This window comes from Mesorhizobium sp. Pch-S (genome assembly GCF_004136315.1).
Lineage (GTDB): Bacteria > Pseudomonadota > Alphaproteobacteria > Rhizobiales > Rhizobiaceae > Mesorhizobium.
On record NZ_CP029562.1, the window covers coordinates 1,191,484 to 1,211,330 of the forward strand.

Here is a 19,847-nt window from a genome sequence, read left to right on the forward strand (position 1 = left end):
GCGCAATCGCTCACCAATTAGACAATTGTTCGACAACCATCTTGAAGCCGTCATGGTCTTCCAGGTCACCGCACCATCGTTCGGCACCGTCTTTCGGGCGACCATGCAACTGCCGCTACGGAATGCAGTCTCCTTGCCCTCTTCCCGGCAGGTTCCTACAAATTTTGTAGCTGGAAATCACGGAGCAAAAACCGGTTTCCCCTGATTTCCTTCGATTTTTCGACTTGGCACGCGACATGCACGTGCAGTGCAGCATGAACAAGATCGACCTCCTCCCCCTGCCCCCCGTGCAGTGCTTCATCGACTTCGATGGCACGATTTCGCTGGAAGACACCACCGACCTGCTGCTCGCCCAGTTCGCGGAGCCGGCATGGCGCACCGTCGAAGCCGCCTGGGAGCGCGGCGTCATCGGCTCGCGCGAATGCATGTCCAGGCAGGTGGAGCTGCTGCGCGTCGAACCGGTCATGCTCGACCTGTTCGCCAACTGCCTGCGCATCGACCCGGGCTTCGCGCGCTTCGTCGAGGCGCTGCAGGCCAGCAATATCAGCGTCACCATCGTCTCCGACGGGCTGGACCGCGTCATTGCCCACGCGCTCAGGGGTTACGGCCTGGCCCTGCCGGTTCTCGCCAACGAACTCATGCATGCCGGCGGCGACCGCTGGCAGCTCGGCTGCCCGCACGCTTCCGACAGCTGCCGCGCCAGCTCCGCGCACTGCAAATGCGCCAGCTTCGACCGTGCACCCGACAGCGCGCTGCGCGTGCTGATCGGCGACGGCCGTTCCGATTTCTGCGCCGCCTCCATCGCCGACATGGTGTTCGCGAAAGGCAAGCTCGCCGACCATTGCCGCGCCAACGGCATCACCTATCGCAGCTTCGGCAACTTCACCGACCTGCCACCGCTTTTCTCCGACTGGCTGGCCAGCGCCATGGCCGTCCAGTCCACCCACCTTCTGTAACAAGGACCTGACCTATGCCCACCAACGCCGCCCTTCGGCTCGAAGCCGATTCCGAGCTTGAACGCAGCGAGGCCGAACTGCTCGCGCTCGAGGCCACCTACTGCTCGCATGGCGACACCGTGCACTACACGGATTTCCCGAAGATCTTCGACCGCTGCGAAGGCTCCTATATGTTCGATGCGGCCGGCACGCCGTTCCTCGACCTGCAGATGTGGTATTCGGCGGTCAATTTCGGCTACGCCAACCCGCGCCTCAACAATGCGCTGAAGCGCCAGATCGACAAGCTGCCGCAGGTCGCCAGCCAGTACCTGCACCGCGAGAAGATCGAGCTCGCCGCGCTGATCGCGCGCGATGCCGAGCAGAAATTCGGCCACAAGGGCCGCGTGCATTTCAACGTCGGCGGCGCCCAGGCGATCGAGGACTCGCTGAAGCTGGTACGCAATGCCTCCAAGGGCAAAAGCCTGATGTTCGCCTTCGAGGGCGGCTATCACGGCCGCACGCTGGGCGCCTCGGCCATCACCTCGTCCTACCGCTATCGCCGCCGCTACGGCCATTTCGGCGAACGCGCGCAGTTCGTGCCGTTCCCTTATCATTTCCGCGCGCCGAAAGGCATGGACAAGGAAGAATACGGCCTGCATTGCGTGCGCCAGTTCGAGCGCCTGTTCGAAAGCGAATATCAGGGCGTGTGGGACCCGAAGGCCGGCGAGGCCGAATATGCGGCCTTCTATGTCGAGCCGCTGCAGGGCACCGGCGGCTACATCGTGCCGCCGATGAACTTCTTCACCGAATTGAAGAAAGTGCTCGACCGCTACAACATCCTGATGGTGGTGGACGAGATCCAGATGGGTTTCTACCGCACCGGCAAGCTGTGGTCGATCGAGCACTTCGGCGTCAATCCCGACGTCGTCGTCTTCGGCAAGGCACTGACCAACGGCCTCAACCCGCTGTCCGGCGTGTGGGCACGCGAGGAGCTGATCAATCCGGGTGCCTTCCCGCCCGGTTCGACCCACTCGACCTTCAACGCCAACCCGCTCGGCACCGCCGTCGCGCTCGAAGCCATGAAGATGATGGCCGAGGACGACTATGAGACGATGGTGCCGGAAAAGGGCGCCTACTTCCTGCGCGGTCTCGAAGAGCTGAAGCGGCGCCACAAGATCGTCGGCGAAGTCGATGGCCTCGGCCTGGCGCTGCGCATCGAGATCTGCGAGCCGCATGACAGCTACACGCCGTCCAAGGCGCTGGTCGACCGCATGGTGGACGAGTCGCTGAAGGGCGACCTCGTGCACAACGGCCAGACCTACGGCCTCGTGCTCGACATCGGCGGCTACTTCAAGAACGTCATCACGCTGGCGCCGTCGCTGACCATCAGCCATGCCGAGATCGACCTGGCGATCGCGCTGCTCGACCAGCTGTTCACCCGCGTCACCAAAGCCCATGTAGCCAAGGGGTGAACGGATGCGCCTGCGCATCGTCGATCTCGACGGCGCCGTGACGGGTCAGGGCTTCCACAGCACCCGGACCGGACCAGCCGACATCGTGCCAGCCGGGGACCTAGCGCCCCGGCTGCGCATCGTTGCGAGCAGGCGAGCGCTCGACGAACTCGGCAAGCGCATCGGCCCGCGCACGAACGGCAATGCCGAGCTGATCTTCTACGGCTCGGGCGACTTCCATCATCTCGCCGACCTGTTCCTCGGCCGTGCGGAAGAACCGCTGACGGTGATCCAGTTCGACAATCATCCCGACTGGGTGACGTTTCCAGCGACGTCCAACTGCGGCGGCTGGGTCAACCGCACGCTGCAACGGCGCAACGTCGTCCGCGTGATCACCATAGGCCCGACCAGCACCGATCTCGTGCTGCCGCAGATCAAGTCGGCCAACCTGCAGGCGATCCGCGACGGCCGCCTCGAAATGTATGCCTGGCGCGTGCCGGCGACGCAGCTCGTCGGCAAGGCGGTCGAAAAAGGCGGCGCCAGCACCTTTGGCGACGGCTTCGCCAAGCGGCTCATCTGGCGCAACCTCGCCGACGAGGACTGGCAGGGCTTCGTCGACGAGCTGATTTCCCGTCTGGGCCCGGAAGCGCTGTGGATCACTTTCGACAAGGACGTGCTGGCCACCGGCGAGGCGGTGACCAACTGGGACCAGGGCGCCATGCGGCTCGACCAGGTGCTGCACGCCATCGAACGGCTGGCCGCGCACCGGCGCGTCCTCGGCGTCGACGTCTGCGGCGACTATTCGCCGCCCGAGTTCCGCGACCCCTTCCGCTACACGCTGGCCAGGCTCGACCACCCGCGCCAGCCGAAATTCGATGGCGCGATGGCTGCGGTCAACAACGCCACCAACGCCCGCATCGCGGCAAGGCTCGAACAGGTGCTGGCATGAGTACCGAACTGATCATCCTGTTCGTGCTGTCGATCGTCTGCGACGTGTTCGGCCAGATCGCCTTCAAGTTCGGCGCCGACGCGCTGCCGGAATTTTCCGCCCAGCGCTGGCAGCCTTTCGCCCGTGCCCTGTTCGCCGACCGCTGGGTCGGGATCGGGCTCGTCATCTATGTCGCCGAGTTCATCATCTGGGTGCGCATCCTGACGCTCGCCCCGCTCGGCATCGCCTTTCCCCTCGCCAGCCTCAACATCCTTGCCATCACGCTCGCCGGGCGCCTGTGGCTGGGTGAAGAGACCGGCCCCTCTCAATGGCTCGGCGCGCTGCTCATCACGGCAGGCGTCATTCTCGTCGCAGGTACGATCTGATGGTTGAAACCACGAAACTGCAGTCCAAGGACCGCACCATTTTCTTCCCGCGCGGCGATGTCGGCGTGCTGCTCCTGCACGGGCTCGGCGGCACGCCGATCGAGATGAACAACGTCGCGCGCAATTTCGCCGAGCGTGGCCACACTGTGCTGTGCCCGACGCTGGCCGGGCATTGCGGCACCGAGGCCGACCTCGTCGCCACCAACTGGAAAGACTGGTACGCCAGCGCCGAAGACGCGCTGACCACGCTGGAGCAGCGTTGCCGCGTCGTGCTGGTCGGCGGCCTTTCGATGGGCGCGGTGCTGGCAGCCATGCTGGCGGCGCGCCAGCCGCAGCGAGTGCACGGCCTCATCATGTTCGCGCCGACGCTCTGGTATGACGGCTGGTCGATCCCCTGGTACCGCTTCCTGCTCAAGCTGTTCATCAACACGCCGAGCGGCCGCAAGTACCGCTTCGTCGAACAGGAGCCATACGGGCTGAAGGACGAGCGCCTGCGCATGGTGCTGGCGCAGTCGATGTTCTCCGGCGACTCCACCGCCGCCGGCCTCGAAGCGACGCCGGCGCTCGCGCTGCGCGAGCTGTGGCGGCTGGTCGATGCGCTGAAGCCGGAACTGCCGGAGCTGCGCCAGCCGACGATGGTGGTGCATGCGCGCGAGGACGACATCGCCAGCCTGAGCAACCTCGAATATCTGCAGCGCAACCTCGGCGGCATGGTCGAGTCGCTGGTTCTGGATGACAGCTACCACCTCGTCACGCTCGACCGGCAAAGGCGGCTTGTCATCGCCAGAGCCGCCGCCTTCGTCGAGAGCGTCGCCCGATCCTACGAACGCGCAGGGGCGCATGAGCATGAGCGGCTTCAGGTTGTCGCCTGACGCGTTGCCAATCCAGGGCGGCGACATCGTCGACGGGCGGATCCAGCAGGGCGACATCGTCGCCGGACGGGCAATGCATGGCGACATCGTTGCAGGTCTGTCCGCGCTCGATGCAGCCTCATGGCCGGCGACGAGCTGCAGCAACGCCGAAGGCATCCACTATCACGCTGCCTGCGAGGTTTCGGCTGCGGCAGACGGCACGGCACCGCTCGCCGCCGCCGTGACCGACAGCCGTGGCCTGGCGATGGCGGCGTCGCTGTTTTCGTTGACCTATCGGCTCGACACCCCGTTCCAGGGTTCGCTCGGCGCCTGGACCAGCCGGCTGGTCGACCGGTTCCCGGGATTGCTGGCGCTCGGCCTGCTCGGCGTCGGTTCGCCGATGGCCGACCATTGCCATTTCGTGCGCCGCGACTGGCTGTCGGCCAGCGAAGGCACCACCGCGCACGCCCTGCTGATCGATGCCGTGGAGCGCGAGGCACGCCGGCGCAGGGCCGCCGTCATCGTGTTCAAGGACGTCGCGCCCGAAGACGAGATGCTGGTCGGCAACCTGCTCGCCGCCAAAGGTTTCACGCGGCTGGCCAGCCTGCCGGTGGCGGTGGCCGATGTCGGCGACACTGAAGACGCCTATCTGGCGCGGCTGTCCAATGCGACGCGCAAGGACATAAGGCGCAAGCTGAAAAGCCGCGACGGCATCCGCATCGAAAGGCGCAACGACATCGCCGGGCTGGAGGACCAGATCGCCGCGCTCTACCGCTCGACGCAGGAGAACAGCAAGCTGCGCTACGGCGACTTCGAGGAATTGCCGCGCGGCTATTTCACGGAGGTGGCGCGGCGGCTCGGCAAGGATGCGGTGTTCCAGCTCTATTGGGTCGGCGATCGTCTCGCCGCCTTCAACCTGCTTCTGGTGGGGGCGGACCGGGTGATCGACAAGTTTCTCGGCATGGCCTATCCGCTGGCGCGCGAGCACAATCTCTATGTGGTGAGCTGGATGGAGAATGTGCGGTTCTGCAGGGAGATCGGAAAGCCGCTGCTGCAGACCGGCCAGACCGCCTATGCTTCCAAGCTGCGCATGGGCAGCCGACTGGTGCCTTCGGCCATATATGCCAAGCACACCAATGGGCTTCTGAACCGTGGCCTCGCGGCCGTCGCCCCCTGGCTGGCGCTCGACCGCTGGGATCCGGACCTGCGCGAGGCCCGTGCCGGTAGCAAGGCAGGTGGACAATGACCATGTCGGCCACAGGCACCTCCGGCCTGCGCGGCATCATCGCCGGCTTCGTCGTCGTCGACACGGCAACGCAGATCGCCTTCAAATGGGCGAGCGAGCGCATCGGCGCCGGCTCGCTCGACATGGCCTGGGTGCTGGCGGCGCTGACGACGCCGGCACTGTGGCTCGCCGTGTTCTTCTATGCCCTTACTTTCGTGCTGTGGATGCTGATACTGGCGCGCATGGACCTTGGCCGCGCCTTTCCGCTTTCCGCGCTCACCTACGTCACCGTGCCGGCGGCGGGCATGCTTCTGTTCGGCGAACATCTCTCCTGGCCGCAGACGGCGGGCATCGCGCTCATCATCTCCGGCGTCCTGCTGATTGGTCGAGGAAAACCGGAATGACGCCCTTCCATCGCAGCATGCAAAAGACCATCGCGCAATGTCTGGCCGCCGCCGCGACCAGCCTCGTGCTTGTCGCCAGCGCCGGTGCTGCACCGGCCGAAGACGTCGCGACCACCTGGCTGACCCATGACGGCCAGGGCGTCGTCGAGATCGCCCCTTGCGGGGGCAAGCTATGCGGACGCATCGTCTGGCTGAAGACACCGACAGACGACAAGGGTGCCGCGCTGACCGACCAGAACAACCCGAGCCAGAAACTGCGCAGGCGGCCGATCTGCGGTCTTGCCGTGCTGAACGGACTTCAGCCCGACAAATCCGGCGGCTGGGACGGCGGCAAGATCTACGATCCGGAGGAAGGCGACACCTACGACGCGGCGCTGAAGCTTGCCGGGCCCGACAGACTGACCGTCACCGGCTATCTCGGTGTCAAGGCACTCGGCCAGACCTTCACCTGGAAGCGGTACGCCCTGCCGGCCGGCCAGCGCTGTTCCACGGCGGCGCAGCAATGAAATCCAGGCGGCAACAGGAGACGTCGTGCTCAACGGACTGACCCTGCGCTGGCGGCTGGTGCTTGCCTTCCTCGCGGTCTCCGTGCCGCCGGTGCTGATCGCGTCCTATGTCGCGGCGGTGCTGATCTCGTCCAGCTTCAAGCACAATGTCGAACGCTGGCTCGGGCGTGCCGCCGACTTCCTGGTCAGCGAAACGATGAGCAGCGAGGACGAGGCCGACCGCGCCGCCTCCATCCTCGGCGCCTCGCTGCCAACGCATGGCGGCGCGCTGACGGGAGAGGTCAACGAGAACTCCACTTCGCTGCGTGTCTATTCCGACCTGTTGTCGACCGTCGGCTACGACCTCGTGCTGATCTACGACGACAAGGGCAACACGCTCTACCGCTTCGGCAACGCCACGCTGGACATGCCGCTGCCGCGCACGTCGACACGGTCGGTGTTCACTGTGACCAAGGAGGATCGGCCGGGCCTCGTCGTCGGCGCGGCCCGCATGTTCGAGCGCGACGGGCAGGTGCTGCACGTGCTGGTCGCCAACCAGATCGACGATTCCTTCTTCGCCGCACCGCGCGCCAAGACGGCGATCATCATCCACGCCTACCGGCTGCAGGGGAACAACATGATCCCGCTGGTGCGCGAGGGACGCGGCGATCCGCGAACCATATCCGACGACGTGCTGGCCATCCTGAACCGCGGCGACAGCTATACCGTGGTGCCGGATAACGGCAGCGGCGGACTGGCCACCGGCTATGGCGCGATCCGTGACGATTCCGGCCGCCTGGTCGGCATCGTCACTTTTGGCCTGGCGGCGCGGCGGCCGGTGTTCGAGCAGCTGATCGACTGGCGGCTGTTCACCATCCTGGCGCTGATCGCCTCCAGCCTGTCCATCACCGTCGGCATCGTGCTGGCCAGCCGGCTGACCGGGCCACTGCAGAGCCTGAAACGTGGCCTGCGCGAAGTCGCCTCCGGCAACTACCGCCTGCAGCTGCCCGAGCGTGGCGGCCCGGAAATCGCCGAGGTGGCGAGCGGCTTCAACATCATGACGCGCCAGCTCGAACGGCTGCGCCAGATGGAAGGCGAGATGCGCCGGCGCGAACAGCTGGCAGCACTCGGCGAGGCCGCCGCCGTCATCGCGCACGAAATCCGCAACCCGCTCGGCATCATCAAGACGTCGAGCCAGCTGGTGGCGCAGCGCAGCTATCTCGCCCAGCCCGACGAGCGGCTGCTCGGGTTCATCCTCGACGAAGTCAACCGCATCGACCGGCTGGTCACCGAGGTGCTCGACTATGTACGGCCGAACCGGCCGACCATGCGGGTGGTCGCCCTGGACGAGATCGTCAGCAAGGCGATCGACTTCATGGCACCCGAGCTCGACAAGCGCGGCATCACCCGCGATGTCGCGGTGACGGGCGGCCTGATGGTGGAAGCCGATGCCGACCAGATCCACCAGGTCGTCATCAACCTGGTGCTCAACGCCATGGAGGCGATGGCCGACGGCGGCAAGCTGACGGTCAAGGCCGAAGCCGACGCAGAGGCCGCGGAAGCCGTGCTGACCATCGCCGACTGCGGCACCGGCATGGAGCCGGACGTGGTGCACCGTATGTTCGACCCCTTCTTCACCACCAAGACCAAGGGCACCGGCCTCGGGCTCGCCAAAGTGCTTTCCGTGGTCGAACATCACGGCGGCGCGATCACCTGCACCAGTGCCTTGGAGAGCGGCACCAGCATCGTTATACGTTTGCCGTTGAACCAGAAGAAAGGTCCAAATGGCGAGCTCGATCCTGGTCGTTGACGACGAGCCGCGCCTGGCGGAAACGCTGGCGCTGGCGCTCGAAGGAGGCGGCCTGACCAGCGACTTCGTGACCAGCGCCGAAAGCGCGCTGGAGCGCGTCGAAAATGGCGAGTTCGGTCTGGTCATCACCGATCTCAGGATGCCCGGCCGTAACGGCCGCGACCTGCTGCACGAACTGCGCAGCAGGCGGCCCGAGCTGCCCGTGGTGGTGATGACAGCCTATGCCTCGCTGCGCGACGCGGTTGCGCTGGTGAAGGAAGGCGCCTTCGACTACATCTCGAAGCCGTTCGAGATCGACGACGTCATCGCCACCGCCCGGCGGGCCTTGCGGCTCACGCAGGTCGTCAACGAGAACCGTCGCCTGCGCGCCGAGCTGGAGGACAGATACAGCTTCGGCAACCTGATCGGCTCCAGCCCGGCCTTCGGCGAGGTGCTGCGGCAGATCGCAGAAGTCTGCGAAAGCCGCGCCACCGTGCTGATCCAGGGCGAGAGCGGCACCGGCAAGGAGCTTGTCGCCCGCGCCATCCATTTCAACAGCCCGCGGCGGGACAATCCCTTCATCGCGGTCAACTGTTCGGCGATCCCGGAGAACCTGCTGGAGAGCGAGCTGTTCGGCCACGCCAAGGGCGCCTTCACCGGCGCGGTCGCCGCGCGCGAGGGCCGCTTCGTCACTGCCAATGGCGGCACGCTGTTCCTCGACGAGATCGGCGATCTGCCCGCCTCGCTGCAGCCCAAGCTGCTGCGCGCGCTGCAGGAGCAGAGTTTCGAGCCGGTCGGCTCGGATCGCAGCGTGAAGGTGGATGTGCGCATCATCGCAGCCACCCATCGCGACCTCGAAGCGGCCATGGACGAAGGCGATTTCCGCGAGGACCTCTATTACCGCCTCGCCGTCTATCCGATGCGCGTGCCGGCACTGCGCGAACGCGCCGGCGACGTGCTGCCGATCGCCAGCCATTTCCTCAGCCATTTCGCTGCCGAAATGACCAAGAAAATCTCCGGCTTCGCGCCGGAAGCCGAGGCGGCGCTGTCGAGCTATCAGTGGCCCGGCAACATCCGCGAGCTGCAGAATGCCATCGAGCGGGCAACCATCGTCGCTTCCCACAACGTCATCACGCCGCAGGACCTGCCGGGTTATGTCACCCGTGCCCGACGGCAGGCCGCATCGACCCCTGCCGTGCCTTCCGACCTCGATGGCGAAATGGAACGCATCGAGCGCGATTTCATCCTCGCGGCCCTGCAGGAAAGCGACGGTGTCCAGGTCAAGGCCGCCGAACGGCTGGGTATTGCGGAACGAAGCCTTTGGCATCGGATCAAAAAACTTGGTATCAAGATCGCCAAGACAGCGAAGTGAGGTTGGTTTTGCGTTGGGTTCTGGCTGCTGGCGTTAGCGCGATTTTACTCGGTTCGGCGCAGGCTGCCGACAGCCTCGGCGAAAAGCCGGTCGCGTCCAACGACCCCTGGATCATCAGCGTCGGCGGCATGATGACGGTGAGCCCGAAATGGGACGGCTCTTCGCGCTACAGCCTCGGCGGCATGCCCTCGATCTCGTTCCGCCGCGCTTCCGAGCCGGAGACCTTCTCGGCGCCAGACGACAATTTCGACATCACCTTCTTCACCGGCAAGCGTTTCGCCATCGGTCCCGTCGCCAGCCTGCGTCCCGGCCGTTCCAGTGAGGGCGGCCGGCTGGAGGGGCTCGACAGCTATCCCTGGACGGTGGAGGCGGGTGTCTTCGCCGAATTCTGGCCGATCGAGGACCAGTTGCGGCTGCGCGGAGAACTGCGTCACGGCCTGCGCTCCAATGATGGCTTCAGCGCCGACCTGGGGGCGGACTATGTGCAGAACTACGGCCAGCTGACGCTGTCGGGCGGCCCGCGCATGGTGCTGGCCGACGATCATGTCATGAACCTCAAATACGGCATCTCGCCGGAGGCAGCACTGCGCAACGGCAGCGTCGCCGCGTTCGATCCGAAGGGCGGCATCGTCAGTGTCGGCCTGTCGGCGGCGCAGAGCTATGTGTGGTCGAAGGAGTGGACGACCACGCTCTACCAGCGCTTCGACTACATGGTCGGCGACGCCGCGAGCAGCCCGATCGTCAAGGATCTCGGCTCCCGCAACCAGTTCACCTTCGGCGTCGGCGCGACCTATTCGTTCACGGCTGAATAGACAGATTCTTCCCGCCCCGTTTCAGGGCGGGCTTTTCACGACAGAAACTGAACCTGGCAAATGATCTGCCTTAGATCAGTGCGCTCGCTTCCTGCTGCGAAACGGTGCGCCCGAGCTTGCCGAATTCGTGCAGGTCGCCACCAACCTCGATGCGGATCGACCGGTCGATCCCGCCGACATAAACGGGCACGAACCCGCCGGCCGTGATGAGCCTGGCAACAGTTTCGCCGGCACCCATGTCGTCACTTGCGTAGAACAACACCGCACGCTCGGGCATGCGATTTGCCGCCGCTTCCAGCGACTGAGCGCCAAGGGTGCCAAACGCCTTGACCAGTTTCGCCCCGGCGGGCAGCAGGCCGGCGATCAGCTGACCGGAAGACTGGTCTTGCGGGATGATCTTCCTGAAGCCGCCATTGCCGTCCGGCGCGATCGGGTTCGACGGATCGACGACGACCTTGCCGGTGAACATGGCGCCTTTGTCGGCGAGCAATGCCTTGATCGCATCGAAATAGATGGCAAGGATCACCACATCCGCCGACTTGATCGCATCGTCGACCTCCATGGCCTCGACATTGCCGCCGAGCGCGCCGGCAAGCATCTGCGCTTTCTTGAATGTCCTGTCCGCGACGATGATTTTTTCCCCGCCCGTGGCCAGGTTCCTGGCGACGCGGGAACCAATGTTGCCGACACCGATGATTGCTGTGGTCATGATCATTCTCCTGTTCTGAACCAATGAAAGAATGATAATGCGCGCCCGATTTTGCTATTAGATGGGAAAGAAGGGAAACCTTTTCCCATAAATGGAAAAATCATGATCGACCTCAACACGCTGCTGATGTTTGCCAAGGTGGTTGAAGCCAACAGCTTCTCAGAAGCGGCACGGCGCCTGCGCATGCCGGTTTCGACACTCAGCCGGCGCATCGCCGAAATGGAGGACCAGCTCGGCGTCAGATTGCTGGAACGCTCCACACGCACCTTGCGCCTGACCGATATCGGTGCCGACGTCTTCGAACAGGCGCGACGCAGCGCCGAGCTGAACGACGCCGTCGAAAGCATCGTTTCCAGCTCCACATCGGAGGTGACGGGGGCACTGCGCCTGTCATGCCCGCCGAACATGTCCGACACGCTCGTGGTGCCGCTGGTGCAGGCCTTCCAGGCGCAGTTTCCGGCGGTGAAGGTGCAGATCTTCGTGACGCAGCGAACAGTCGATCATATCGTCGAAGGCATCGACCTGGCGTTCCGTTACGGCCAGTTGAAGGATTCGGCGCTGGTCGGGCGCAAGATCCTGCGATACCGTCACCAACTGGTGGCAAGTCCCGACTATCTGGCGGGCGCCGGGCTGCCGCAACATCCCAGTGACCTCGCCCGGCATCGGCTGCTGACATTCTCGTTCGGATCGCTGGAGCGCCGCTGGACCTTTGTCCGGCCGGCAGGCAGCGAGCAGTTTACGCTGTCCTTTTCGCCGCATCTGGCCATGAACGACTATGCCGGCCTCGCATCGGCGCTGCTGTCGGCCGGCGGGATCGGCGACCTGCCTCCCATCGTCAGGCCCGAACTGCTTCGGGACGGCCAACTGGTCGAAGTGATGCCGGAATGGCACCTTCCCTGCCACGACCTGACGCTTGTCTACACCAGCAACCGCAACGCGTCGCATCCGGTGCGGCTGTTCAAGGAGTTTGTCATCGAGACGACGCCAGGACTGTTCCCGCACCTGCCGGTCTGACACGGGACAGTCGCCTGTTTCGATACGAGCGTCGCGGTTCGCGGCTCAGCCGCTTTGAGCCAGCCGCGCCAGCTTGCGCGACTTGCAGATGGCACCGTGGTTTTCGTCTGCCCATTGGGTCAAAATCCGCAGCGGGTCGAGGAACGACCGACCGAGTGATGTCAGTGTATATTCGACGCGCGGCGGCACTTCGGCAAAGATGGTGCGGCTGAGGTAGCCGTCCTCCTCGAGCCGCCGCAGCGTGCGCGCCAGCATCTGGCGCGAGATGTCGTCGATCTCGCGGCCGAGTTCATTGAAGCGCATGGTCTTGCGACCGAGCGCTTCCAGCACCAGCAAGCTCCATTGATCGCCGATGCGGTCGAGCACATCGCGGATCGGGCAAGGCTGTTCGAACTCGATTTCCTCGGTCTTCTGCTGATTCATCGCTCTGTTTCCCGGTCACTGCGCAGTGACCTGTTCGCTTGAAACTGACTTCTTGCGGGGTCTGTGCGGCTCCTGTAGCGCTCCATTGGTCTACAAGATAGACCAATCTTAGCAGGAGTTGATATGACGGCATTCCCAAAAATCGCAGCACTTGCCCTGTTGATCGGCACGGCCCTGTCGTCGTCGGCCTTCGCGCAGACGCGCGACCTCGCTGTCGAGGAAGCCAACCGCAAGCTGGTGGTCGAGTTCTACGACCGCGTCTTCAACAAACATGAGACGGCGGAAGCCGCCGAAGTCGTCGCGGATTCCTACATCCAGCACAATCCGAACGTGCCGGACGGCAAGGAGCCGTTCGTCTCCTTCTTCACCGGCTATTTCAAGACCAATCCGGAATCGCGGGCGAAGATCGTGCGCAGCGCCACCGATGGCGACCTCGTCTACCTGCACGTCCATTCGACCGAAAGCCCGAAGGATCGTGGCGTGGCCGTCGTCGACATCTTCCGCGTGAAGGACGGCAAGATCGTCGAGCACTGGGATGTCATCCAGCCCGTCCCTGAAAAGGCGGCCAACCAGAACACGATGTTCTAAAGCAAAGTGCCGCGGGCCGCTGTCGCATACCTGGCCGGTCTCGGTCAGAGCATATGCCGGTTGGCTGCCCGGGCCACGGCCTGGGCGCGGTTGACCGCGCCCAGTTTCCTGCGGGCATTGTCGATGTGGAAGCGCACCGTCGCTTCCGTGACGCCGGTGATCTCGGCAATCTCCCGGTCCTTGCGCCCATCCGCCATGTAGGTGAGGCAGTCGCGTTCGCGCGGCGTCAACTCCGGCAGGTCGTCCGGCACGCCGCCGGCGAAATCCATCAGCCGCTCGGTCAAAAGCAAGCCTGCCAGCTGCATCGTCCTCGCGGCGTCGATGCTCGGCTCGCGCTCGCCGAGCCCCAGATGCAGCGAGGCGATGACACCCCTGCTGCCATAGGATGTCGTGCACAAAGCTTCGGCGATTTCAGCCTCGCCCAGCGCATCCCAGTAGCTGCGATAGCGCGGGTCGCCGTGGCCGGCGAAATCGGAGAAACGATAGCGTGTGCGGTTCTCGCGGATCGCCGCAAGCAAAGGGTTGCAGTCGAAACAGACGTAGTTGAAAGCGGCGCTGCCGGGCCAGCCCTGTGGCGAAATGCGCTTGATGAACCCACCGGCCGACCAATGCGCCTGCGAGGTCAGCCGCTCCACCGGCCGCCGGTAGAGCCGGGTCTGGAGATAGGTCGCACCGAGGGCGGAAGCCGCGGTGAAAAACCGGACACTGGCTTCCTCCGCCGAGGGTGCGGTCAGCGCCCCTTCGGCAAGCGTCATGATCTGCCCGAGCATTGCCGTCGCGCCCCGATGTCGGATCCCCCAGGCATTGTTGGCATGGCCACCGCGCGTTTTCAACGAAAGCGGCGTTTTCCACGCCGGAAAAGCGCAAAACCTATGACTTTCGAGAGTTGTGCAGTGCGGCAGATCAGCGATCTTCAGCCCATTGAATCGCATGGGGACATGAGTGGGCAAGCCCGGCCGCACCGTGCAGCCGGGTCGCCTGCTCATGACGGATCATCGACGCATGTGACCACCCTGCCGGACAGGCGGGGATCGCAGCGGGATTTGTGGGGCGGACCATCGCATGACGTTGAAGACCGGTGCATTGCGGGCGCCAGGCCGAACTGCCTGGGCACACGCGGGATTGCGGAGCGTGGGGTTGGCGGCGCTCGTCCTGTCGAGCTCGTCGCTGGCACTCGGTGCTTCGCTGACCTGGAACGGTTCGGGCTCGGGCAACTGGTTCATCGGCGGCAACTGGACACCTGCGGCGGTGCCGACCAGTGCCGACACCCTCGTCATCGACAATGCCGGCCCCAACACGGCGACCGTCAATTCGGCCGGCGCGGTCGCCCGCACGCTGACGATCGGCAGCCTGGCTGGAACGAGCGGCGCGCTCGTCGTCAACGGCGCCGGCACCCTGGCGGTGGGTTCGAACTACCTCATCGTCGGCGACAACGGCAGCGGAACGCTGACGATATCGGGCGGCGGCAAGGTCACCGGCAGCGGTGTACTCGCCAACAATCCGTTCTCCAATGGCCAGGTGACCGTCAGCGGTGTCGGCTCGCAATGGAGCAACAGCTTCCTGTCGATCGCGGCCGACAATGGCGCGATCGGACGCTTCCGCGTCGAAGCGGGAGGCAAATTGCTGTCCAGCGGCAGCGTCATGCTCGCCGAGACCTCCGCCAACGCCGATGGACAATTGCTGGTGACGGGGGCCGGATCGGACTTCACCATGAGCAATGCCGGCGTCGTCCAGTTCCGGGTCGGCGCGGCCGGCAAGGGCGATTTCCAGTTGCTGGACGGTGCCACCGCTTCCACACGCTACACCTATCTCGGTGGCAGCGTGGGAAGCCTCGGCACCGCCACCGTCTCGGGCGGCGCCTCCTGGACTACAGGTCCGTTCACCGTCGGGCCGCTGGGCCAAGGCGAGCTGACCGTCTCCGGTGGCGGCAAGATCGCCACCACCGGCACCGGCAGCACGGCCCGCATCGTCAATGGCAAGGCAACCGTCACCGGTGCCGGTTCGCAGTGGAAGATCGACGGCAGCAACTATCTGCCGCTGGGGATCGGTTCGACCAGCCAGACAGCGAGCCTCGATGTCCTCAACGGCGGGGCGGTGCTGATCGACGTCAACGCGCCGAACTTCCTCGCTGCCGACCTGCGGCTGGCTGACGGCGCCGGCCAGAAGGCGACCATCACCATTGACGGTGCCGGTTCGAGCTTCACCACGCCCTATCGGCTCTACAGCGGCAATGGCAGCAATTCGACTGCCGCGATCGTCGTCTCCGGCGGCGGCAGGCTCAACACCGGCTATGCCAACATCGCCAGCGCCAGCGACGCCAGCCCTGCGACGACGGACACCGTGACCGTGACCGGCGCCAACTCGCTATGGGCCATCAGCACCACGCTGGGTTCGGGTCCGACCGACCTGCAGGGACTCACCATCGGCGGCAACGGCAAGGGTGCGCTGACCATCACAGACGGCGGCAAGGTCCAGGTCATCGGCGGCAGCGGCGGCGTCGGTCTCGGCGGCGTCACTGGCTCAGCCGGCACGCTCAACATCGGCGCGACCGTGGGCTCTCCCGCCGCGGCACCCGGGACGCTGGAAGCCAACCAGGTGCTGTTCTCCGGCACCGCCACCGGACCGCAGGCGATCAATTTCAACCATACCTCCGGCAGCTACGTCTTCGCGCCCAACATTGGCGGCTTCGGCGCGCTCGCCGGTCCCGCCGCAGTGAACATCCTGGCCGGCACCACCATCTTCACCAGCGAGAACGCCTATTCGGCGGTCACCAACATCAGCCCCGGCGCCGTCCTGCAGCTCGGCAATGGCGGCACGACCGGCAGCATCCGCGACGGCATCGTCAACAATGACGGCACGCTGATCATCGACCGTTCGGCCGATATCTTTCCCCGCTATGCCGGCGTCATCTCGGGCACGGGTACTCTGATCAAGAACGGGACGGGTCTGGTCACGCTCGTCGGCGTCAACACCTACAGCGGCGGCACCACCATCAACGCCGGGGAACTGCGCATCGGCGACGGATTTGCCGGTGACGGCGCCCTCACCGGCAACTATGCCAACCATTCCAGGCTGTCCGTCTATTTCAACGGTACGCCCAGCTATTCCGGCATCATTTCAGGCGAAGGCAGTTTTGAGAAAACCGGCAACGGCTCGCTGACGCTGAACGGCATCCAGACCTATACGGGCGGAACGAAGCTCACGTTCGGCACGCTTCTGCTCGGCGGAGCCAACCGGCTGGCGCCCACGGGTGCCCTCACCCTCAATGGCGGCATCTTCGACCTCAATGGCTACACACAGACCGTGGGCGACCTTTCCGGCTACGGCCGGCTCGTCATCGGCACCGGCGGCCTGACGGCCGGCGGGGCGGCGGACACCAGCTTCAACGGCGTCATCACCGGCAGCGGCACCTTGACCAAGACGGGCAGCGGCACGCTGACGCTGGCTCTCAGCGCCCTCTTCCCAACCACCTTCACCGGCACGACCAATGCCAATGCCGGCACGCTCAAGGTGGATGGCGCCATGGCGTCGAGCAGTTTCCAGGTCAATGCCGGCGGCACGCTGGCGGGCGGCGGTTCGGTGGGCGTCACCAGCGTTGCCAATGGCGGCACGCTGGCCGGCAAGGCGGGGCAATCGCTGACGCTCGCCTCGCTGACGCTCAATGACGGCTCCAACATCAACGCGGCTCTGGGAGCCGCCAACACCATGCCGCTGTTCGACGTCGCCGGCAATTTGACGCTGGACGGCAAGCTGACGGTGAGCGACGCCGGCGGCTTCGGCAACGGCAGCTACCGGATCGCCAATTATGGCGGCACGCTGACAAACAACGGACTGGTGATCGGCAGCGTTCCCGCCGGCTTCAATCCGGGCGACTGGTCGATCCTGGCAGGAAGCGGCACCGTCAACCTGCTGGTTGCGACCGGCGCTGGCGAGCAATACTGGGACGGCGCCAACATGGCGCCGGGCGGCGTCGCCGACGGGCGCGGCGGCAACGGCACCTGGGATGCCTCCTCGACCAACTGGACCAACAGCGCCGGCACCATCAACGCGGCGGCGGCTGGCCAGAAGGCGGTCTTTGCCGGCGTGCCGGGCACGGTGAGCATCGTCGGCGCGCAGACCTTCACCGGCCTGCGCTTCGTGTCGCACCCGAGCGACTGGACCTATACGCTTGCGACTGGCGCGGGTGGCGGCCTGATCACCAATTCGGCCGGCACCGAGATCATCGTCGCTGCCGATCCCGGGGTTGCCGTGAACGATGCGGTGCTCAATGTCGGCATCTCCGGAACCGGCAGCATCGTCAAGCTCGGCAACGGCACGCTCACGCTCGGCGCCGCCAACAGCTACCAGGGCGGCACTCTTGTCAGGGAAGGCGAGCTGGTGGCAACGGCGAACGGTGCCTTGGGCGCCGGCGCCGTCTCCGTCTCCGGCGCGCCGGCCGCCACGCAGAAACCCGCCCTGCGTTTTGCCGGTCCGGTCAACGCCAATGGGCTGACGATATCGACGCAGAACGGCTCGGCGGTATTCGACAGCCAGTCCAGCGCCGGCACCGCAGCCGTCACCAACCAGGGCGACGGCAGCACCGTGTTCCTGGCCGGTTCCAATGCGGGTATGGCGACCATCACCAACCAGGCTGGCGGCACCACGGCCTTCCGCGGTGACGTTGCCTCGGCCGGCGCGCGGATCGTCAACCAGGGCGGCGGCAAGGTCGACCTTTCTACCTTCGATGCGGCCGGCCTGTGCAACTGTGTTTCGCTCGGCTCCGTCTCCGGTGCCGGCGCCATCTCGCTCGGCGCGCATCAGCTAGAAACCGGCGCACTCGATCTCGACGAGACGATATCGGGCGTCATTTCCGACGGTGGCGCTTCGGCCAAGGGCAGCTTTGCCAAGGCGGGCACGGGCACGCTGGTGCTGTCCGGCGCCAACACCTATCTCGGCACCACCACCGTCAAGGGCGGCCTGCTGAGGATCGACGGCTCGCTGGGTTCGGCCGATGTGGTGGTGGCAGGCGGCGCAACGCTCGGCGGCATCGGCATGATCGGCACGCAGGCGGGCGGCACGGTGACAATCCAGACGGGCGGCCACCACGCCCCCGGTGCCTCGATCGGCACGCAGACCATCAACGGCAACTACAGGCTTGCCGGCACGCTCGACATCGAAATCGAACCTGGCCGCGCCGACAAGGTGGTGGTGACCGGCAATGTCGACCTCGGCGGCGGCACCCTCGCCTTGCATGAACTGTCGGCGACCGGCTGGCAGCCGAGCCAGAGCTATACGATCATCGACAACCAGGGCGTCAGCGCCGTGGCCGGCCAGTTCGCCTCGATCGCCCATCTCTACGCCTTCCTGATGCCTGCGGTGAGCTACACCGGCGGCGACGGCAACAACGTGGTGCTGACGCTCGACCGCAACCAGGTCGACTTCGCTGCGGTCGCGCGCACCCCCAACCAGAAGGCCGCCGCCGGGGGCATCGAATCGCTGGGCGCCGGCAACGGCGTCTACAATGCCATCGCGCCGTTGACCGAGGATGGAGCCCGCCACGCCTTCGACCAGCTTTCGGGTGAAGTGCACGCGGCAACAGCCGGCATGCTGCTCGACGAAAGCCAGTTGCTGCGCGAGGCGGTGCTGGCCCGCGCCGACTCCGTGACGGTTGAAGGAGCCGAACGCGGGTTCTGGATCCAGGGCACCGGGCTCGCCCGCTCGCTCGACAGCGACGGCAATGCCGCCGATGCCAGTGCCAAAACAGGCGCCATGTTCTCCGGCGTCGACAGCGGCGCGGGCGAGTGGACGCTCGGTTTTCTCGGCGGCATCAGCGTCAGCTCGCTGAACGTCGGCGACCGCAATTCCTCCGCAGATGTCACCAGCGTGCATCTCGGCGCCTATGCCGGCGGCATTGTCGACAACCTCAGGCTCAAGTTCGGCGCCGGCTACAGCCATCACGACGTCGACACATCGCGCACGCCGCAATTTGCCGGTTTCAGCGAGCGGCTCAGGTCCGGCTACGGCGCAAGTTCGCTGCAGGTTTTCGGCGAGGTGGCGCGGCCGTTCGATGTCGGCACGCTCAAGGTCGAGCCGTTCGCCGACCTTGCCTATGTGCGGCTGTCGACCGACGGTTTCACGGAGAGCGGCGGCGTGGCCGCGCTTGGTGCCGGCGGCTACGCCAACGACGCCGGCTTCACCACGCTGGGCGCGCGTCTGTCGCGGCAGTTCACCACAGACGGCACGGTGTTCGACTTCAATGCCTCGCTCGGCTGGCGCCATGCCTTCGCCAACGCGCCGGCCGCGAGCCTCTCTTTCGCCGGCGGCACTGCCTTCACGGTCTATGGTGTGCCGGTGACCCGCGATACGCTGGCGCTGCAGGCCGGCTTCGACGTCAGGCTGGGCGCCACGAGCCAGCTGGGACTCCGTTATGATGGCCAGTTCGGATCGGGCGGCATCGAGAACGCGTTCAAGGCGAGTTTCTCGACGCGTTTCTGAT

The 19,847-nt window shown here is 65.5% G+C and carries 17 protein-coding genes; 14 read left to right on the top strand and 3 right to left on the bottom strand.

The window, feature by feature from the left end; all coding sequences use genetic code 11:
* The first annotated feature begins 254 nt into the window (after positions 1–254).
* From C1M53_RS05510 to C1M53_RS05560, 11 genes are read left to right on the top strand one after another with little or no spacing between them, the layout of a single operon-like run.
* A complete protein-coding gene (locus C1M53_RS05510) occupies positions 255–956 on the top strand; it encodes an HAD-IB family phosphatase (protein WP_165358050.1) in 702 nt (233 codons plus the stop codon).
* Between the two features lie 14 nt (positions 957–970).
* Complete coding sequence (locus tag C1M53_RS05515) at positions 971–2,407, top strand: aminotransferase class III-fold pyridoxal phosphate-dependent enzyme (protein ID WP_129411324.1); 1,437 nt, start codon at positions 971–973, stop codon at positions 2,405–2,407.
* 4 nt (positions 2,408–2,411) lie between these two features.
* On the top strand, positions 2,412–3,335 hold the full coding sequence (locus tag C1M53_RS05520; protein ID WP_129411325.1) for a hypothetical protein: 924 nt from the start codon (positions 2,412–2,414) through the stop codon (positions 3,333–3,335).
* On the top strand, positions 3,332–3,700 hold the full coding sequence (locus C1M53_RS05525; protein ID WP_129411326.1) for an EamA family transporter: 369 nt from the start codon (positions 3,332–3,334) through the stop codon (positions 3,698–3,700). Before C1M53_RS05520 ends, C1M53_RS05525 begins: the two co-directional genes overlap by 4 nt.
* Positions 3,700–4,572, top strand: a complete 873-nt coding sequence (locus C1M53_RS05530) for an alpha/beta fold hydrolase (protein WP_129411327.1) — start codon at positions 3,700–3,702, stop codon at positions 4,570–4,572. The genes C1M53_RS05525 and C1M53_RS05530 overlap by 1 nt, the downstream gene beginning before the upstream one ends.
* Complete coding sequence (locus C1M53_RS05535; protein WP_207213069.1) at positions 4,547–5,797, top strand: GNAT family N-acetyltransferase; 1,251 nt, start codon at positions 4,547–4,549, stop codon at positions 5,795–5,797. Before C1M53_RS05530 ends, C1M53_RS05535 begins: the two co-directional genes overlap by 26 nt.
* Positions 5,794–6,180, top strand: coding sequence for an EamA family transporter (locus C1M53_RS05540; protein ID WP_129411328.1), 387 nt, complete (start codon positions 5,794–5,796; stop codon positions 6,178–6,180). The genes C1M53_RS05535 and C1M53_RS05540 overlap by 4 nt, the downstream gene beginning before the upstream one ends.
* The gene (locus tag C1M53_RS05545; protein WP_129411329.1) at positions 6,177–6,686 is read left to right on the top strand and encodes a DUF2147 domain-containing protein; all 510 of its coding nucleotides are present in this window, start codon (positions 6,177–6,179) and stop codon (positions 6,684–6,686) included. Before C1M53_RS05540 ends, C1M53_RS05545 begins: the two co-directional genes overlap by 4 nt.
* Positions 6,687–6,711: 25 nt before the next feature.
* A complete protein-coding gene (locus C1M53_RS05550; RefSeq protein ID WP_129411330.1) occupies positions 6,712–8,475 on the top strand; it encodes a HAMP domain-containing sensor histidine kinase in 1,764 nt (587 codons plus the stop codon).
* Positions 8,450–9,826, top strand: coding sequence for a sigma-54 dependent transcriptional regulator (locus C1M53_RS05555; RefSeq protein ID WP_129411331.1), 1,377 nt, complete (start codon positions 8,450–8,452; stop codon positions 9,824–9,826). Before C1M53_RS05550 ends, C1M53_RS05555 begins: the two co-directional genes overlap by 26 nt.
* 8 nt (positions 9,827–9,834) lie before the next feature.
* Positions 9,835–10,638 carry a MipA/OmpV family protein gene (locus C1M53_RS05560; RefSeq protein WP_129411332.1) on the top strand — a complete coding sequence of 268 codons (804 nt, stop codon included), beginning with the start codon at positions 9,835–9,837 and terminating at the stop codon, positions 10,636–10,638.
* Between the two features lie 70 nt (positions 10,639–10,708).
* On the opposite strand, the gene C1M53_RS05565 is transcribed toward C1M53_RS05560, so the two are convergent.
* Positions 10,709–11,347 (bottom strand): NAD(P)-binding domain-containing protein, encoded by a 639-nt coding sequence (locus tag C1M53_RS05565; RefSeq protein WP_129411333.1) that lies wholly within the window; start codon positions 11,345–11,347, stop codon positions 10,709–10,711.
* A gap of 102 nt (positions 11,348–11,449) precedes the next feature.
* On the opposite strand from C1M53_RS05565, the gene C1M53_RS05570 reads away from it, so the two are divergent.
* On the top strand, positions 11,450–12,361 hold the full coding sequence (locus C1M53_RS05570) for a LysR family transcriptional regulator (protein ID WP_129411334.1): 912 nt from the start codon (positions 11,450–11,452) through the stop codon (positions 12,359–12,361).
* 45 nt (positions 12,362–12,406) lie between these two features.
* Here C1M53_RS05570 and C1M53_RS05575 read toward each other — a convergent pair whose 3' ends face one another.
* Entirely contained in the window at positions 12,407–12,784 is a 378-nt protein-coding gene (locus C1M53_RS05575) for a helix-turn-helix domain-containing protein (protein ID WP_129411335.1), read from the bottom strand.
* A gap of 123 nt (positions 12,785–12,907) precedes the next feature.
* Between C1M53_RS05575 and C1M53_RS05580 the strand changes: the two genes are divergently transcribed.
* Complete coding sequence (locus tag C1M53_RS05580; protein ID WP_129411336.1) at positions 12,908–13,372, top strand: nuclear transport factor 2 family protein; 465 nt, start codon at positions 12,908–12,910, stop codon at positions 13,370–13,372.
* A gap of 44 nt (positions 13,373–13,416) precedes the next feature.
* Here the strand turns inward: C1M53_RS05580 and C1M53_RS05585 are convergent, their stop codons facing one another.
* Positions 13,417–14,142, bottom strand: coding sequence for a LuxR C-terminal-related transcriptional regulator (locus C1M53_RS05585; RefSeq protein ID WP_165358051.1), 726 nt, complete (start codon positions 14,140–14,142; stop codon positions 13,417–13,419).
* Between the two features lie 367 nt (positions 14,143–14,509).
* Here C1M53_RS05585 and C1M53_RS05590 point away from each other — a divergent pair, with 367 nt between their 5' ends.
* The gene (locus tag C1M53_RS05590; RefSeq protein ID WP_165358052.1) at positions 14,510–19,846 is read left to right on the top strand and encodes an autotransporter domain-containing protein; all 5,337 of its coding nucleotides are present in this window, start codon (positions 14,510–14,512) and stop codon (positions 19,844–19,846) included.
* Position 19,847: the final 1 nt, after the last annotated feature.

What these genes read in the sequence shown, in the direction of transcription:
- C1M53_RS05545 (WP_129411329.1), top strand. Translation starts at nt 6,177, where the DNA reads ATGACGCCCTTCCATCGCAGCATGCAAAAGACCATCGCGCAATGTCTG.
- C1M53_RS05585 (WP_165358051.1), bottom strand. Translation starts at nt 14,142, where the DNA reads ATGCTCGGGCAGATCATGACGCTTGCCGAAGGGGCGCTGACCGCACCC.
- C1M53_RS05535 (WP_207213069.1), top strand. Translation starts at nt 4,547, where the DNA reads ATGAGCGGCTTCAGGTTGTCGCCTGACGCGTTGCCAATCCAGGGCGGC.
- C1M53_RS05565 (WP_129411333.1), bottom strand. Translation starts at nt 11,347, where the DNA reads ATGACCACAGCAATCATCGGTGTCGGCAACATTGGTTCCCGCGTCGCC.
- C1M53_RS05540 (WP_129411328.1), top strand. Translation starts at nt 5,794, where the DNA reads ATGACCATGTCGGCCACAGGCACCTCCGGCCTGCGCGGCATCATCGCC.
- C1M53_RS05575 (WP_129411335.1), bottom strand. Translation starts at nt 12,784, where the DNA reads ATGAATCAGCAGAAGACCGAGGAAATCGAGTTCGAACAGCCTTGCCCG.
- C1M53_RS05580 (WP_129411336.1), top strand. Translation starts at nt 12,908, where the DNA reads ATGACGGCATTCCCAAAAATCGCAGCACTTGCCCTGTTGATCGGCACG.
- C1M53_RS05510 (WP_165358050.1), top strand. Translation starts at nt 255, where the DNA reads ATGAACAAGATCGACCTCCTCCCCCTGCCCCCCGTGCAGTGCTTCATC.
- C1M53_RS05570 (WP_129411334.1), top strand. Translation starts at nt 11,450, where the DNA reads ATGATCGACCTCAACACGCTGCTGATGTTTGCCAAGGTGGTTGAAGCC.
- C1M53_RS05530 (WP_129411327.1), top strand. Translation starts at nt 3,700, where the DNA reads ATGGTTGAAACCACGAAACTGCAGTCCAAGGACCGCACCATTTTCTTC.
- C1M53_RS05520 (WP_129411325.1), top strand. Translation starts at nt 2,412, where the DNA reads ATGCGCCTGCGCATCGTCGATCTCGACGGCGCCGTGACGGGTCAGGGC.
- C1M53_RS05525 (WP_129411326.1), top strand. Translation starts at nt 3,332, where the DNA reads ATGAGTACCGAACTGATCATCCTGTTCGTGCTGTCGATCGTCTGCGAC.
- C1M53_RS05515 (WP_129411324.1), top strand. Translation starts at nt 971, where the DNA reads ATGCCCACCAACGCCGCCCTTCGGCTCGAAGCCGATTCCGAGCTTGAA.
- C1M53_RS05555 (WP_129411331.1), top strand. Translation starts at nt 8,450, where the DNA reads ATGGCGAGCTCGATCCTGGTCGTTGACGACGAGCCGCGCCTGGCGGAA.